Annotated in this window: 14 protein-coding genes and 1 other annotated feature; of the genes, 12 read left to right on the top strand and 2 right to left on the bottom strand. The window is 39.5% G+C overall.

Annotated features, from left to right (window positions below; translation table 11 throughout):
• Positions 1 to 4 precede the first annotated feature (4 nt).
• Complete coding sequence (locus tag PVK71_RS14580; protein ID WP_130043308.1) at positions 5 to 775, bottom strand: TSUP family transporter; 771 nt, start codon at positions 773 to 775, stop codon at positions 5 to 7.
• A gap of 100 nt (positions 776 to 875) precedes the next feature.
• Positions 876 to 2960, bottom strand: coding sequence for an ATP-dependent DNA helicase DinG (gene dinG / locus PVK71_RS14575; protein ID WP_274419604.1), 2085 nt, complete (start codon positions 2958 to 2960; stop codon positions 876 to 878).
• Between the two features lie 527 nt (positions 2961 to 3487).
• Between dinG and PVK71_RS14570 the strand changes: the two genes are divergently transcribed.
• From PVK71_RS14570 to hisIE, 12 genes are all read left to right on the top strand, one after another.
• On the top strand, positions 3488 to 4423 hold the full coding sequence (locus PVK71_RS14570; protein ID WP_274419603.1) for a porin: 936 nt from the start codon (positions 3488 to 3490) through the stop codon (positions 4421 to 4423).
• Positions 4424 to 4475: 52 nt separating this feature from the next.
• Positions 4476 to 5120: a YccT family protein gene (locus tag PVK71_RS14565; RefSeq protein ID WP_274419602.1), complete on the top strand. Its 645-nt coding sequence runs from the start codon at positions 4476 to 4478 to the stop codon at positions 5118 to 5120.
• Between the two features lie 483 nt (positions 5121 to 5603).
• A complete protein-coding gene (locus PVK71_RS14560; protein WP_274419601.1) occupies positions 5604 to 6527 on the top strand; it encodes a porin in 924 nt (307 codons plus the stop codon).
• A gap of 75 nt (positions 6528 to 6602) precedes the next feature.
• Complete coding sequence (locus tag PVK71_RS14555; RefSeq protein WP_274419600.1) at positions 6603 to 7214, top strand: DUF2057 family protein; 612 nt, start codon at positions 6603 to 6605, stop codon at positions 7212 to 7214.
• Positions 7215 to 7392: 178 nt separating this feature from the next.
• Positions 7393 to 7519, top strand: a sequence feature (His leader region).
• A 72-nt stretch (positions 7520 to 7591) separates the two neighbouring features.
• A complete protein-coding gene (gene hisG, locus PVK71_RS14550) occupies positions 7592 to 8488 on the top strand; it encodes an ATP phosphoribosyltransferase (RefSeq protein WP_274419599.1) in 897 nt (298 codons plus the stop codon).
• Between the two features lie 5 nt (positions 8489 to 8493).
• Complete coding sequence (gene hisD / locus PVK71_RS14545; RefSeq protein ID WP_274419598.1) at positions 8494 to 9813, top strand: histidinol dehydrogenase; 1320 nt, start codon at positions 8494 to 8496, stop codon at positions 9811 to 9813.
• A 9-nt stretch (positions 9814 to 9822) separates the two neighbouring features.
• Positions 9823 to 10863, top strand: coding sequence for a histidinol-phosphate transaminase (hisC, locus tag PVK71_RS14540; RefSeq protein WP_274419631.1), 1041 nt, complete (start codon positions 9823 to 9825; stop codon positions 10861 to 10863).
• Positions 10864 to 10934: 71 nt separating this feature from the next.
• Positions 10935 to 12008: a bifunctional histidinol-phosphatase/imidazoleglycerol-phosphate dehydratase HisB gene (gene hisB, locus PVK71_RS14535; RefSeq protein WP_274419597.1), complete on the top strand. Its 1074-nt coding sequence runs from the start codon at positions 10935 to 10937 to the stop codon at positions 12006 to 12008.
• Between the two features lie 8 nt (positions 12009 to 12016).
• Positions 12017 to 12631, top strand: coding sequence for an imidazole glycerol phosphate synthase subunit HisH (hisH, locus tag PVK71_RS14530; protein ID WP_274419596.1), 615 nt, complete (start codon positions 12017 to 12019; stop codon positions 12629 to 12631).
• A 208-nt stretch (positions 12632 to 12839) separates the two neighbouring features.
• Positions 12840 to 13577: a 1-(5-phosphoribosyl)-5-[(5-phosphoribosylamino)methylideneamino]imidazole-4-carboxamide isomerase gene (hisA, locus tag PVK71_RS14525; RefSeq protein WP_005418747.1), complete on the top strand. Its 738-nt coding sequence runs from the start codon at positions 12840 to 12842 to the stop codon at positions 13575 to 13577.
• Complete coding sequence (hisF, locus tag PVK71_RS14520; protein WP_274419595.1) at positions 13559 to 14332, top strand: imidazole glycerol phosphate synthase subunit HisF; 774 nt, start codon at positions 13559 to 13561, stop codon at positions 14330 to 14332. The genes hisA and hisF overlap by 19 nt, the downstream gene beginning before the upstream one ends.
• Positions 14329 to 14949, top strand: coding sequence for a bifunctional phosphoribosyl-AMP cyclohydrolase/phosphoribosyl-ATP diphosphatase HisIE (gene hisIE / locus PVK71_RS14515; protein ID WP_274419594.1), 621 nt, complete (start codon positions 14329 to 14331; stop codon positions 14947 to 14949). Before hisF ends, hisIE begins: the two co-directional genes overlap by 4 nt.
• Positions 14950 to 14989 lie beyond the last annotated feature (40 nt).

The following is a 14989-nucleotide window of genomic DNA, read 5'->3' as shown; positions in this document are numbered from 1 at the left end:
CAATTTAGAACCATGCATCCAGCGCAAGTTTAGCCGCTAAGATACAGACAACAGTTACAAAAACAGGGCGAATAAATTTAGAACCAAATCGAATAGCTGAATGAGCACCAATAAAAGCGCCAACCATTAAACACCCCCCCATAGTTAATCCGAGGGCCCAATTAATATGCCCAAGGAAAGCAAACGTGATTAATGAGGTTATATTACTGGTAAAGTTCATTGCTTTGGCTAAACCAGAAGCAAGTAATATATTGAGACGATACATAGCCATGCTGCTGACTGTCCAAAATGCTCCAGTACCAGGGCCAGCAACGCCATCATAAAATCCAAGAGTTAAGCCTTGAATGATTTGTTGTTTTTTTAATGTGGGTGTTTTTTCAGGTAATTGGTTTTGTTCTGATGTGACGCTTTTAGGCCAAATAGTATATAAGGCGGCAGCTAAGATAATAAGAGGTAAGCCTTTTTCTAACCACTCTGTAGAAATATAGTTAACTAACAGGGTGCCAAAGGTTGCCCCAAATAGTGTGGCGATAAAAGAAGCCTTCCAAAAGTTGGGGTCAAATAATTTTTTTTTGAAATAGGTAAGTGCGGCTGTTGATGAGGCAAACGTAGCGGCCAGTTTGTTAGTACCTAAAGCAATGTGTGGTGGTAATCCAATGGATAATAACGCAGGTACGGTTAGCATTCCGCCACCGCCTGCAACCGCATCGATAAATCCAGCAATAAAAGCAACCAACCCTAAAATAAGCAGGGTACTTGGTTCAAGAAATTCCATATAAACTCTTAATTATAAGTATAGGTAGAGTCGCCGTTCAATTGGCGACAATCGTTAGCAGTAACAGGTAAAAATACAGTTTAAGTAAAAAGAAGAACCTTTACTCTATCACTCTCTTAAAAGGAGGTAATGCATCTAAAAGCGCTTTGCCATAACGTTTAGTTATAACGCGGCGATCAAACAGCACAACTCTACCAGAATCTTCTTCTTTACGCAGTAATCGTCCAACCGATTGGATCAATTTTTTACTCGCTTCTGGAACACTAATCTGCATAAATGGATTGCCACCTCGGCTTTCAATATATTCAGAATGTGCTTCTTCTACCGGTGAAGTAGGAACACCAAATGGGATCTTAGTTATGATTAAATTGGTTAGTAGGTCTCCGGGTAAATCTAAGCCTTCAGAAAAACTTCCTGTACCAAATAAGATGCTGATTTTATTTTCCTCACAAAGCTTTTTATGCTTTTTTAAGATCTCTTGACGAGACTCTTGCCCTTGAATCAATAAACTCCAACCGTGTTTTTTGGTTATTTTTTCAATGCCTTCTGCGACTTTGTTCATTTGCCAATAAGAAGAGAACAAAACTAAGCTTGAGGTTTGATCAGCAAGATAAAAAGGTAACTCTTCAATTAATAAATCCGTAAAACCGGGAGCAGAAGGCTCCATTGGCAGTTTTGGAATAACCAATTGTGCATTTTCTTGATAATTAAACGGAGAAGCTAAAGAGAGAAAACGAACGCCATCTTCTGGTCTCTCTGAAATCCCTGCTTGTTTACAGAAGAATGAATAACTATTAAGCGCGCGCATAGTTGCTGAAACAATAACAGCACCAGCAGCGCGACTCCAAAGATTTTGTTCCAATTGCCAACCGACTTCCAGCGGAGATACATTAATGACAGTGTCACTTTCTCTGTCTTTACTTTTCTCTAGCCAACGAGCGAGTGGTGCGCCTTTATCGCTGTTAGGCTTTGCCATTAAGAACCAGACTTGAGCTAAGTTTTCTAACCGTTGTAGATAAAACCCCATCTCTGCTAATGCAGGCTCTGCCATTCTTGGTGCTAGTTCTCCGTCTTTCATTCGTTCGGATATTAAATCACTGATCTTGGCTAATGCTTGATTTGCTTTGGTTGACACCTCTTTTAACTCTTTTGCCTGTTCAGCGAGCCAAGTTGGAATTTCACCGTGCTCGAAACGATAAATACCATCATCATTAAAGAGTGTTGGATCAAACTGTTTACTTAGCTGATTTAAAGAGGGGATAAGTTCTTGTAGATTTTCATGCAAAGTATTTTGAAAGCGATTCACTCGCTTCTGATCGGCAAGATTACAAAATTTACTGACCGATTTATTTAATGACTCTAGCCAAGAAGCTGTGCCTTTTAAACTTGCAGCAGCAGAAGAGTGTTCACGTGCTACGTTAGGCAAGTGATGGGCTTCATCGAATATATAGATGGTTTGCTCTGGCTCAGAAAGTACCACTCCACCACCCAAGTCGATATCGGCCATCACAAGACTGTGATTTGCGATCACTACATCCGCTTTATCCAGATGCTCTCGTGCTTTCTGAAAAGGGCACTCTCGATGCATTGGTAAACCGTTATGGCAGCTGTATTTATCAGAGACAACATTTTGCCAGATAGAAGAAGGTATTGTTGTTGGCCAACTGTCGATGTCACCATCCCATTTACCTTCAGAATGTGCTTTATACATTCTTCTCAAAAGATCTAAATCTTTCTTTTTAGGTTTTTCTGTAAACAAAGTTGTCTGTTTATCTTCTTCGTGATTCGTTTCTACCAATAGAGCCAGTTTATGGCTACAGCAGTAACGCTGTCTTCCTTTTGCAATAATAAAAGAGAAGGGAAGTGGTGAGATACGGCGATAAAAAGGCAAGTCTTTATGAGCGAGTTGTTCCTGTAAGGCAACGGTTGCCGTAGAAATGACCACTTTCTTATTGTTCAGTTTGGCAAAGGGAATTGCACTTAGTAGGTAAGCTAAGGATTTGCCAATGCCTGTCCCTGCTTCTGCCACAATCATGCGATGTGTATCACTGTATTCACCTGCAAGTGATTTAGCGATTTCTGCTACTAAATAGTTCTGTGCACGGCGAGGTATGAAACTTGGTAATTGATCTTGTAGTGTTTTATAGCTTTCGCGAATGCAATCAGTAACAGCTTTGTTCAGCATGATGAGCTCTAGTGAAGATAAAAAACTATTGTAGCACGCGTTATCTAATGTGATCTCCTGCAAAGAATGCATTCTTATGTATTTAAATCGAGATACACGTCACGAAAATAAGATGAACTTATATTAACGCTCTAAATGTTAATTTTTAGATTTGTGATTATTGTTGTTTATCTTCATTTGTTAGTTTTTTACTCTGCATACCCACTAATTATTCCTATATTTAAGAATTAAATTCTTTTACGATAAGAAATAAATATTTACTTAAACTTTCATTTTAATGTGTGTTGTGTGTCTAAAATACTCGTCAATTAGTGTAACTTATTGTTTTCATTTGATTTATATTTTTTGAGTTAAATTTACATGCATCGTTGACATGGAAGGAAAGATTTTGCAAAGTAGCACTCGACATTCAGAAGCGCTGATTAATCACACAGTTAGATGTGCTGGTCAGTGAAGAATAAAATTACATAAATACATGGAACCGGAAATCGGATTTCCAAATCTTTAAGAAAAGGCAGTGGATTATTATGAAAAAGACTCTAGTAGCATTATCAGTTCTAGCAGCATCAGCTGGTTCAGCACAAGCATTTGAAATTTATAGCCAAGATGGCGTAACTGTTGACATGGGCGGCGACATTGAAGTTGTTTATAAGCAAGGCACTAGTGATGGCGATGAGTTTCAACAAGAAATTCAAGATGCTGACGTAAAATTTGATGTTCGTTATGCTATTAACGACAGCCTACAATTCGGTGGTTTCTTTGAGCTTCAAGATACTGGTACGAATGAAGGTGATGCATACGTAGCGCTTTACTCTGATACTATTGGTTCAATTAAAGTCGGCCGTACTTGTACTGTTCTTGATGATGCTGGCATCGGTTCGGATTACCAATTTGGTATTAAAACATTCTTCGATGGCGAAGACATGTACTGTGTAGATGAAGCAGTTCGTTGGGATATTGATAAAGAAAATTTTTATGCAGCAGCAGCAATTGCTCAAGATAAAAATGGTAATACAGGCCTAAATAATGATTCAACTTACTTTGATGGTAAAGTAGGTTACCGTGTGGCTGACTTTGACTTTACAGCTCTGGTTGGTTTAGGCGAAGTAGGCGGTGATGTTGTTGGTAGCACTAAGCATGATGAGACTCTTTGGTCTGTACAAGCAGCTTATAACGGTGTAGAAAACCTAGGTTTAGCAGCAGCATATTACTCAATGGATAACGAATCAGTTGTTACTTCGACTATTGCTCTAGCTGCAACTTATCAATTAGATGTTGTTGCATTAGCGGCTGGTTTTAGTAATTCAAGCTTTGATGTATCAGGTGAAGATGATTTCAGCACTTGGTATGTAAATGCTGGTTACCCAATTGCACCGAACACAACTGCTTATGCAGAAGTAGGTGGAGATAATGCAGATAATAACCAAACTGGCTTTGCTATCGGCGTTAAAGCTGCATTCTAATCTTAGTTAAGTAAGATATACTTTGAACCACTCTTTCTAGGGTGGTTTTTTTATGGATAAAATAATTGGAGCTTATATGAAAATAAAATTAGTACTTTTAAGTTTAGTGCTTGCGTCTTCTACTCAAGCAGCAACGTTGACTCCAAAAAAAGGAGTAGAGATCTTATTTGTTAACGGAGTTAAAACGGAAGAAAAACGAGAAACAATAGAAGTCGATGCTATTAATACACAATTAGTACTTCGCTATAATCAAAAGGTTGGAAAAGGAAATTCAGCAAAAGTATTTGATTCTGCGCCATTTATTGTATCGTTAAATATACCTGAATCAGGTCTTGTAGTTAAAAGTCCTAAAACTTATAGCTATGAACAAGCAAAAAAAGAATTTAAATCACAACCTAAGTGGATAATCTTAGACTCAAGAAACGAAGAGATCCCATACAAACAAGAAATACTAAAGCCAGCTGAAGGTTTTATGCCATATTATGATCTTGAAACTATGCTTCAAAAATATAATAAAGAAAAAGGCATTGTTTTTGGTTCTGCTGCAACATTAGTAGCAAGTGCAGAAACAATAGAAAGTAATCGAAACACAGTAAATAATAAGGTTTCAAACCTTGAACAGCTTCAAGCGTGGTACACAAAAGCGTCTAAGGAAGAGCGCAAGGCCTTCCAAAAATGGATCATTGATCACAATTAATTTTTAGTCTTTCTTACAAAATCTGTCTTTTTATTCCGCTAATTGAAAAAAATTAGTGGAATAAGCACTTTTTTTTACCTCACATCTTGTCTCTATTTCTATTTATAAATGTTAAAACTCAGTCTTGCACAGTTACTGTTCGTTTAGTTTTATTTATATTTTACACCCTTTAGTTACATGCACTTAACTCTGGTGTTTGTGTTTTTGTTTGTGTGAGTATTTATGTAAATTTATGTTTTCCAATTTGAACTCGATCACGCTTTTATGTTTTTATTGATAACTTACTGTATTTCATCTCTTTATTATTTTTTACTTTCCTTGACTTTGCGCGTTGACACAATGAGGAATCTTTAGCAAAGTAGCGTCCAGAAACAGAGACGCTAACAAGTCGCACGTTAGATGCAGCTGTAGCGTTTCTAAAATAAAAGGAACCGGAAATCGGATTTCCAAATCTTTCTAAGAAAAGGCAGTGGACTTAATATTATGAAAAAGACTCTTTTAGCACTATCAGTACTTGCTGCAGCTGGTTCAGCTCAAGCGTTTGAACTTTACAACCAAGATGGCGTAACTGTAGACATGGGTGGTGACATCGAAGTTGTTTACATGCAAGGTCTAGAAAAAGACAGTGAGTTCCAACAAGAAATCCAAGACGCAGACGTTAAGTTTGACGTTCGTTATGCGATGACTGACAGTGTTCAATTTGGTGCATTCTTCCAAATCGAAGATACAGGCCAAAATGTAGGTGATACATACGTAGCTCTATACACAGAGACTATGGGTTCTCTTAAAGTTGGTAAACTATGTACTTCTCTTGATGATGCTGGTATCGGTGCTGATTACCAATACGGTATTACAACATTCTTCCAAGGTGCTAGTGATGGTAATTTCTGTCTACCTGAAGCGGTTCGTTACGATATCGATACTGGCAGCTTCTACGCAACAGTAGCAATGGCTCAAGACAAAGCGGGCACAAATACAGCTATTGGTACAAATTCAGTTTTCCTAGACACACGTATTGGTTACCGCGTAGCTGATTTCGATTTCACGGTTCTTGGTGGAACAACAGAAACTGATACTAAAGAAACTGAAACTCTTTTAGGTGCAGAAGTTCGTTATGCTGGTGTTGAAAATCTAAACCTAGCAGCTGCTTACTACTCTATGGATTTCGACAAAGAAACAGCTAATACAGTAGCTCTTGCTGCTGAATACCAATTAGATGTTATTGCTCTAGCAGCTGGTTACAGCTTCTCATCTTCTGATGATAAAACTGTTGAAGACTTAAATACTTGGTACGTGAATGCTGGTTACCCACTTGCACCAAACACAACTGCGTATGTTGAAGTTGGTGGCAACGATGTTAAAGACAGCGAGACAGGTCTAGCTATCGGTGTTAAAGCTGAATTCTAATCTTAGTTAATTAAGATATAATAAAACCACTCTACTTGTAGGGTGGTTTTTTTTTAGGTAAGAAAAGGAATAAAAATGAAAACCAAAGTAATGATAGTAAGTTCTTTTTTTGTATCGGCAGTACAAGCTGCAACCTTGATTCCATCGACTGGAATAGAGGTATTATTCATTAATGGTGTTAAGAATGAAGAAAAAAGAGAAATCGTTAATGTAGAAGCAACAACCGTACAATTATTACTGAGATATAATGAAAAAGTAGGAACGGGAAACAGTAAAAAGGTATTTGATTCAGCTCCTTATGTTGTAACTTTTAATGTTAATGAATCAGACATTACAATAAAGGCGCCTAAAGTTTACAGTTATGAGCAGGCAAGACTAGAGTTTAAAAGTAATCCAATGTGGGCAATTACTAACTCAGAAGGTTCAGTAGTTTCTTATACACAAGCGAAGTTGCCACCAGAAGAGGGCTTTATGCCTTATTATGATCTGGAGACAATGCTAACAAAGTACAATAAAGCTCAAAATGTATCTTTTGCAGTAGGTGAGAGTGACGTAAATCAAGTTAATTCAACAAAGCTTAAAGATGGTAAAATTATACCGAGTTTAGAGCAATTAAAAAAAGACTACTTACTAATAAATAAAACAGACCGCAAAGCTTTCCAGAAATGGATTATTGATCAAGACTAAATTTAATCACGTCGATTGATCTGTACAAATGGTATTTTAACCGAATCTAACTTTCTTTAAAAAATATGATCTTTTTTGTTGAAATAAAACCACAGTTTGATAATGTGTTTACAAGGTTAAAAACAAAGTCAATTTGTTACTAAAGGTTTATAATTATGCGTATTCAAGGTCTGAACATTCATCATCACCATCATCCTGAGTAGTCTTTCGGGAGGATATGCATATCCGGGAAGGCAATTAGAATTTCCTTCCGATGAATACAATTTCAAACCCTCGGAAGGTAAATCTTCTGAGGGTTTTTTCGTTTTATGACCAAAGAATTGAGCAATTGATTGTTAACAAAAAATTTAGAATTACATTTTTACAAGGAAGAAATTATGTCATCACAACGTTTACGCATCGCGATTCAAAAGAAAGGTCGTTTATCTAAAGAGTGCCAAGAGCTATTTAAACGCTGTGGCATGAAATTTAATATCTCAGGCGAACGCTTAGTGGTTCATTCTGAAAACATGCCAATTGATTTATTGTTAGTTCGTGATGACGATATTCCAAGCCTAATCATGGATGGTGTCGTTGATTTAGGTGTAATTGGTGAAAATGAATTAGAAGAAGTACGTCTAGAGCGTAAAGCGCTTGATGAGCCTTCAGCATTTACTACTCTACGTCGCTTAGACTTTGGTGGTTGTCGTTTATCTATCGCTATCGATAAAGATGAAACGTACAACGGCCCACAAGATCTCGCTGGTAAGCGTATTGCAACGACTTACCCTCGACTGCTTAAAAGCTATATGGACGAACAAGGCATTCCATTCTCTACCTGTATTCTAAACGGCTCTGTTGAAGTAGCTCCTCGCGCAGGTCTTTCTGATGCGATTGCTGATTTAGTTTCAACTGGCGCAACGCTAGAAGCCAATGGCTTAAAAGAAGCTGAAGTGATTTTCCGCTCTAAAGCAACGCTAATTCAACGTCAAGGTGAGTTCGATGCAGATAAAGCAGCATTAATCGAGAAGTTACTGACACGCATGCAAGGTTGTATTCAAGCAAAAGAATCTAAGTACATCATGCTACACGCACCAACAGATAAATTAGAAGCGATTAAATCACTACTTCCGGGAGCAGAAGATCCAACAGTACTTCCTCTATCAAGTGATGGTGCAAAAGTAGCGGTTCACCTAGTAAGTACTGAAAATCTATTCTGGGAAACAATGGAACAGCTAAAAGCACTGGGTGCGAGTTCTATTCTTGTTCTGCCAATTGAGAAGATGATGGAGTAACCATTATGAAAACTCTAGTTTGGCAATCACTCAGTGACTCACAACAAAATACAGTACTACAACGCCCTGCGATTACTGAGGGGGCAAATATTACTGCTGCGGTAACCAGTGTCATTAATACGGTTAAACAAGAGGGCGATGCTGGCGTATTGGCCTTAACCGAAAAGTTTGATGGTGTAAAACCTGATTCGATTCGAGTCTCTAAATCAGAGATTGATGCGGCAAGTGAACGTTTATCTGAAGAGATGAAAGCGGCGCTACAACAAGCGTATAGTAATATCTCTAAGTTTCACAAAGCACAAAAGCCACAACCAATAAAAGTAGAAACTCAACCAGGCGTGGTGTGTGAACAAATCACCATGCCGATCAACAAAGTGGGTCTTTATATCCCTGGCGGCAGTGCGCCATTACCATCAACGGTATTAATGTTAGGCATCCCTGCACAAATTGCCGGATGCCAAAAAGTGGTGTTGTGTTCACCACCGCCAATCGCCGATGAAATTTTGTATGTCGCTAAACTGTGTAAGATTGATGAGGTGTACAACATTGGTGGGGCACAAGCGGTTGCCGCCATGGCGTATGGCACAAAATCGGTGTCTAAAGTGGATAAGATTTTTGGCCCAGGTAACGCATACGTAACGGAAGCTAAGCGTCAGGTATCCAATGATTTCCGTGGTGCTGCGATAGATATGCCTGCGGGCCCATCAGAGGTTTTGGTTATTGCTGATGAAACAGCAGATCCTGATTTTATTGCTGCCGATCTCCTTAGCCAAGCTGAGCACGGTCCGGATTCACAAGTGGTTCTTGTTACGCCATCTCCGATCATTGCCGATCAAGTTGCTGATGCAATAGAGAGACAATTGAAAGTGCTGACACGTTCAGATATTGCTCGTCAAGCACTCGCTTCTAGTTTGTTGATTATTGCTGATTCACTAACGCAATGTGTTTCAATCTCAAACTTTTATGGTCCTGAGCACTTAATTGTTCAAACTAAAAATCCTCGTGAGTTATTGCCACTGCTAGATAATGCCGGTTCTATTTTCTTAGGAGACTATTCTCCAGAATCAGCTGGGGATTACGCATCAGGGACCAACCATGTATTGCCTACTTACGGTTATACGAGAACCTATTCAAGCCTAGGTCTTGCGGATTTCTCTAAACGTATGACAGTGCAAGAATTAACAGCAGATGGTTTAAAAGGGTTAGCTTCAACGGTAGTCACAATGGCAGAAGCTGAAGGGCTTGATGCTCACAAACGAGCGGTTACAATCAGAATTGAAAAATTAGCTAAATTAGAAGCCAATCAACAAGAAGCAAATCAATAGGAATTCATGATGGAAAAGTTAGCCAGAAAACAAGTACAAGCATTAACGCCTTATCTCTCAGCCCGCCGCATTGGTGGTACAGGGGATGTGTGGTTAAACGCCAATGAATCTCCATTTGATAATGAATACAAATTCAATTTTGCACGCCTTAATCGTTACAGCGAATGTCAACCACCAGAGCTAATTAATGTTTATGCGGCTTACGCAAATGTAAGGTCAGAGCAAGTGCTAACGTCACGCGGTGCTGATGAAGGCATTGAGTTATTAGTTCGTGCGTTCTGTGAGCCAAATGAAGATGCGATTTTATATTGTCCACCAACTTATGGCATGTACTCAATCAGTGCAGAAACGATTGGTGTAGAGACTAAAACGGTGCCACTTACTTCTGATTGGCAGTTAGATCTTTCTGCAATAGAAGCAAGCTTAGAAAATGTTAAAGTTGTATTTGTGTGTAGTCCAAATAACCCAACGGGCAACATCGTTAATCGTAAAGACATTCTTTCATTGCTTGAGATGACAAAAGATCGCGCCATTGTTGTTATGGATGAAGCTTACATCGATTTTTGTATGGAGAAATCTACAGTCGATTTACTGGCTGATTATCCACATCTTGCTATCTTACGTACGTTGTCTAAAGCCTTTGCATTAGCGGGGTTACGCTGTGGTTTTACATTAGCAAATGAAGAACTGATTAATGTATTACTTAAAGTAATTGCGCCATACCCAGTGCCAGTTCCTGTGGCTGAAATCGCGACTCAGGCCTTATCTGAAGTCGGTTTAGCTCGCATGAAATACCAAATGCTTGATTTAAGTGCAAATCGTGCTTATTTACAAGCAGGGCTAATGGTATTACCTGGAGTTACAGTGTTTGATGGTTGGGGTAATTACTTGTTAGTGAAGTTTACAGATGGTGATGCCGTATTTAAAGCCGCATGGGATCACGGCATTATTTTACGTAATTCGCCAATTAAAGATTGTGTACGTATTAGTGTGGGTAACCGCGAAGAATGTGAAAAAACATTGGGCTTTATTCGCAACCAATTACTGTGATGTTATCCCCAAGCTTAGGAATAAGGCGTTGGGGATAAAATTAAAAAAAGAAAAATTAAAAGGACGTTCCTGTGAGCAAACAACAAAAGATTTTATTTATCGATCGTGATGGCACCTTAATTGTTGAGCCGCCGGTGGATTTTCAAGTAGACCGTTTAGATAAGCTAAAGTTTGAACCTTTGGTTATTCCTTCTCTACTTTCTCTTCAAGATGCCGGTTACCGTTTAGTGATGGTAACCAACCAAGACGGTTTAGGTACAGATAGCTACCCACAAGATGAGTTTGATGCGCCACACAATATGATGATGGAGTTTTTTGAATCTCAAGGCGTGAAGTTTGATGATGTACTGATCTGTCCTCACTTTGAAGAAGACAACTGCTCATGCCGCAAACCAAAGTTAGGCATGGTAAAAGAATATCTTCAAGGTGGAAAAGTGGATTTTCAACACTCAGTCGTGATTGGTGATCGTCAAACGGATCTTCAACTAGCAGAGAACATGGCGATCCGTGGTATTCAATATAACCCTGAGACAATGAATTGGCCTGCGATCTTAAAAGATCTGACCGTAAATGCACGAACTGCAGAAGTAATACGTACAACCAAAGAAACGGACATTAAAGTGTTTGTTAATTTGGATGAGCAAGGTGGAAATGAGATCAGTACTGGCCTTGGCTTCTTTGATCACATGCTTGATCAAATCGCTACGCACGGCGGTTTCCAAATGAAGATCAATGTAGAGGGTGACTTACACATTGATGATCACCACACTATTGAAGATACGGCTCTTGCACTAGGTGAAGCGTTAAAAGAAGCCTTGGGTGACAAACGAGGCATTGGTCGCTTTGGTTTTAGCTTACCAATGGATGAGTGTTTAGCCCAATGTGCGTTAGATTTATCAGGTCGCCCATATCTGAAATTTGATGCGGAATTTAGCCGTGATCAAGTAGGGGATTTATCAACAGAAATGGTGGTTCACTTCTTCCGCTCGTTAACGGATACCCTTGCTTGTACGTTACACCTTTCTTCTGCTGGTCATAATGATCACCACATTATTGAAAGCCTATTTAAAGCGTTTGGTCGTACGTTACGCCAAGCGATTAAAGTGGAAGGAAATGAACTGCCAAGCTCAAAAGGTGTACTGTAGGAGTGACTATGACAAAACAAAATGTCGTTATTATTGATACGGGCTGTTCTAACGTATCGTCAGTGAGATTTGCGATTGAGCGTTTGGGTTATGACGTTACGATAAGCAAAGATCCACAAGTGGTTTTAGCTGCGGATAAGTTATTTTTACCGGGTGTTGGTACAGCAAGTGAAGCAATGAAAAACTTGGCTGAACGTGACCTTATTGAGTTGGTTAAACAAGTTAAAAAGCCGCTATTGGGTATCTGTTTAGGTATGCAACTGCTAGGTAAACTCTCTGAAGAGAAAGGCCAAAAAGCAGATCAAATTGTGGATTGCTTAGGTTTATGTGATGGTGAAGTTCGTAAGCTTCAAACAGGAGATTTACCACTGCCCCATATGGGGTGGAATACCATTAAGTCAGTGGAAGGTAATCCGCTGTTTAAAGACATTCCAGAGAAAAGTTATTTTTATTTTGTACACAGCTTTGGCATGCAAGTGGGTGATTACACCATTGCATCGTGTGACTATGGACAGCCGTTTACTGCAGCATTACAAGCGGGTAATTATTATGGTGTTCAGTTTCACCCAGAGCGCTCAAGTAAAGTAGGTTCAAAGCTTATTCAGAACTTTTTGGAGTTGTAAAAGAAAGGGGCAGAATAGAAAGAGTTCAGATCGGTCGTAAGCTCCCTTGCAGAGTTCAGAGGAAGGTGAGGTGATAATCAATGTTATAGCGGCTTTTCTGAATTCTTCAAGCTAAGCGATCTGAACTCTATTACTCTGAAAGTACAGTATTTGATAGCGTAAATAAAAATTAGGAACTCACAGTAAAGTGAGGCGTAAAAGGATATTTATGATCATTCCAGCATTAGATTTAATTGAAGGCCAAGTGGTTCGTCTGTTTCAAGGCGATTACGGGCAAGTAACAGAATACAAAGTTGATCCAGCTGAGCAGTTCAATCTGTACCACCAAGCGGGTGCAAATTGGCTACACCTTGTAGATTTAACGGGTGCAAAAGACACAACAGCGCGTCAACTGGACTTAATTGCACGCTTATTAGCAAGTACGCCTGCCAATATTCAAATTGGTGGTGGTGTTCGTAATGAAGCAGATGTTCAAGATCTATTAAACGCCGGAGCACAACGTGTGGTTGTTGGCTCAACAGCAGTTAAGCAGCCAGAATTAGTCAAAGGTTGGATGGAAAAATACGGTGCTGAAAAAATCGTGTTAGCGCTAGATATTAACATTGATGAAAACGGAACTCGCAACGTTGCTATTTCAGGTTGGCAAGAAGATTCAGGCGTGACTATTGAAGCGCTGCTTGAAGATTACCTAACGGTTGGCCTTAAGCACGTATTATGTACTGACATCTCACGCGATGGCACGCTGCAAGGCTCGAATGTAGAACTCTACGTAGACCTATGTAAACAGTACCCACAAGTTCAATTTCAATCATCCGGTGGCATTGGCTCATTAGATGATATCGCTGCGCTGAAAGGCTCTGGTGTTGCTGGTGTGATTGTTGGTCGAGCATTGCTTGATGGTAAGTTTACCGCAGAGGAGGCATTCCAATGTTGGCAAAGCGAATAGTTCCTTGTCTTGATGTAAAAGATGGGCAAGTGGTTAAAGGCGTTCAATTTCGTAATCACGAGATTATTGGTGATATCGTTCCGTTAGCTCAGCGTTACGCAGAAGAGGGTGCCGATGAATTGGTATTTTATGATATTACCGCATCAAGTGATGGACGCGTTGTCGATAAAAGCTGGGTTGCACGCGTAGCTGAAGTGATTGATATTCCATTCTGTGTGGCTGGTGGAATTAAAACGGCAGAAGATGCGGCGAAGATTTTAGAGTTTGGTGCGGATAAAGTATCAATTAACTCTCCTGCATTAGCGAACCCAGAACTTATCACAGAGCTTGCAGATAAATTTGGCGTTCAGTGTATTGTGGTTGGTATTGACTCATACTTCGATAAAGAAACGGGTAAATACCAAGTTTATCAATTTACTGGTGATGAAGAGCGTACCAAAGCAACCAAATGGGAAACCAAAGATTGGGTGCAAGAAGCTCAAAAACGCGGAGCAGGCGAAATCGTATTAAATATGATGAACCAAGATGGTGTGCGTAACGGTTACGATTTAAAACAGTTGAAAATGGTACGAGAAGTGTGCCATGTGCCATTAATTGCATCAGGTGGTGCCGGTGAAATGGTTCACTTTGCGGATGCTTATAAGAAAACCAATGTTGATGGTGCTTTAGCAGCGTCAGTATTTCACAAACAAATCATCAATATTGGTGAGTTGAAAGAATATTTAGCCGAACAGGATGTAGAGGTACGCCGATGAGCCAACAAGAATTAGCAACACGAATTGATTGGGAAAAAGTTGATGGGTTAGTGCCTGCTATTATTCAAGATTTTGGTTCAAGCCAAGTATTGATGATGGGTTACATGAACCAAGAAGCACTGTCGAAAACATTAGAAACAGAGAAGATTACATTTTTCTCTCGAACTAAAAATCGTTTATGGACCAAAGGCGAAGAGTCTGGCAATAGCTTGAATCTAGTTAATATTTCTCTAGATTGCGATAACGATACTTTGCTTATTAAAGTTAATCCAGTAGGCCCAACGTGCCACACAGGAACAACCACTTGTTGGGATGGCGATAAAACCGAAGAAACGCAATTGGTGTGGCTTCATCAGTTGGAACAGCTACTTGCCGAGCGTAAGAATGCTGATCCTGACTCATCTTACACAGCAAGTCTCTATGCCCGTGGCACCAAACGTATATCGCAGAAAGTTGGCGAAGAAGGCGTTGAAGTCGCGCTTGCAGCGACGTCGGGTGACAAGGCGGAGTTAGTGTGTGAATCAGCAGATTTAATGTACCACTTGTTTGTTCTGCTTCAAGATCAAGGTCTATCGTTCGATGATGTTATTAATAAACTGAAAGAACGTCATAAGTAAGACTCTTTAATTACAAATAATAACTCAACGCCGATCATCT

It is taken from the genome of Aliivibrio sp. S4MY1 (genome assembly GCF_028765545.1).
Lineage (GTDB): Bacteria > Pseudomonadota > Gammaproteobacteria > Enterobacterales > Vibrionaceae > Aliivibrio.
The sequence above is the reverse complement of the archived record's forward strand: the minus strand, read 5'-3'. Positions and strand labels throughout refer to the sequence as shown.

What these genes read in the sequence shown, in the direction of transcription:
- PVK71_RS14580 (WP_130043308.1), bottom strand. Translation starts at nt 775, where the DNA reads ATGGAATTTCTTGAACCAAGTACCCTGCTTATTTTAGGGTTGGTTGCT.
- dinG (WP_274419604.1), bottom strand. Translation starts at nt 2,960, where the DNA reads ATGCTGAACAAAGCTGTTACTGATTGCATTCGCGAAAGCTATAAAACA.
- PVK71_RS14570 (WP_274419603.1), top strand. Translation starts at nt 3,488, where the DNA reads ATGAAAAAGACTCTAGTAGCATTATCAGTTCTAGCAGCATCAGCTGGT.
- PVK71_RS14565 (WP_274419602.1), top strand. Translation starts at nt 4,476, where the DNA reads ATGGATAAAATAATTGGAGCTTATATGAAAATAAAATTAGTACTTTTA.
- PVK71_RS14560 (WP_274419601.1), top strand. Translation starts at nt 5,604, where the DNA reads ATGAAAAAGACTCTTTTAGCACTATCAGTACTTGCTGCAGCTGGTTCA.
- PVK71_RS14555 (WP_274419600.1), top strand. Translation starts at nt 6,603, where the DNA reads ATGAAAACCAAAGTAATGATAGTAAGTTCTTTTTTTGTATCGGCAGTA.
- hisG (WP_274419599.1), top strand. Translation starts at nt 7,592, where the DNA reads ATGTCATCACAACGTTTACGCATCGCGATTCAAAAGAAAGGTCGTTTA.
- hisD (WP_274419598.1), top strand. Translation starts at nt 8,494, where the DNA reads ATGAAAACTCTAGTTTGGCAATCACTCAGTGACTCACAACAAAATACA.
- hisC (WP_274419631.1), top strand. Translation starts at nt 9,823, where the DNA reads ATGGAAAAGTTAGCCAGAAAACAAGTACAAGCATTAACGCCTTATCTC.
- hisH (WP_274419596.1), top strand. Translation starts at nt 12,017, where the DNA reads ATGACAAAACAAAATGTCGTTATTATTGATACGGGCTGTTCTAACGTA.
- hisA (WP_005418747.1), top strand. Translation starts at nt 12,840, where the DNA reads ATGATCATTCCAGCATTAGATTTAATTGAAGGCCAAGTGGTTCGTCTG.
- hisF (WP_274419595.1), top strand. Translation starts at nt 13,559, where the DNA reads ATGTTGGCAAAGCGAATAGTTCCTTGTCTTGATGTAAAAGATGGGCAA.
- hisIE (WP_274419594.1), top strand. Translation starts at nt 14,329, where the DNA reads ATGAGCCAACAAGAATTAGCAACACGAATTGATTGGGAAAAAGTTGAT.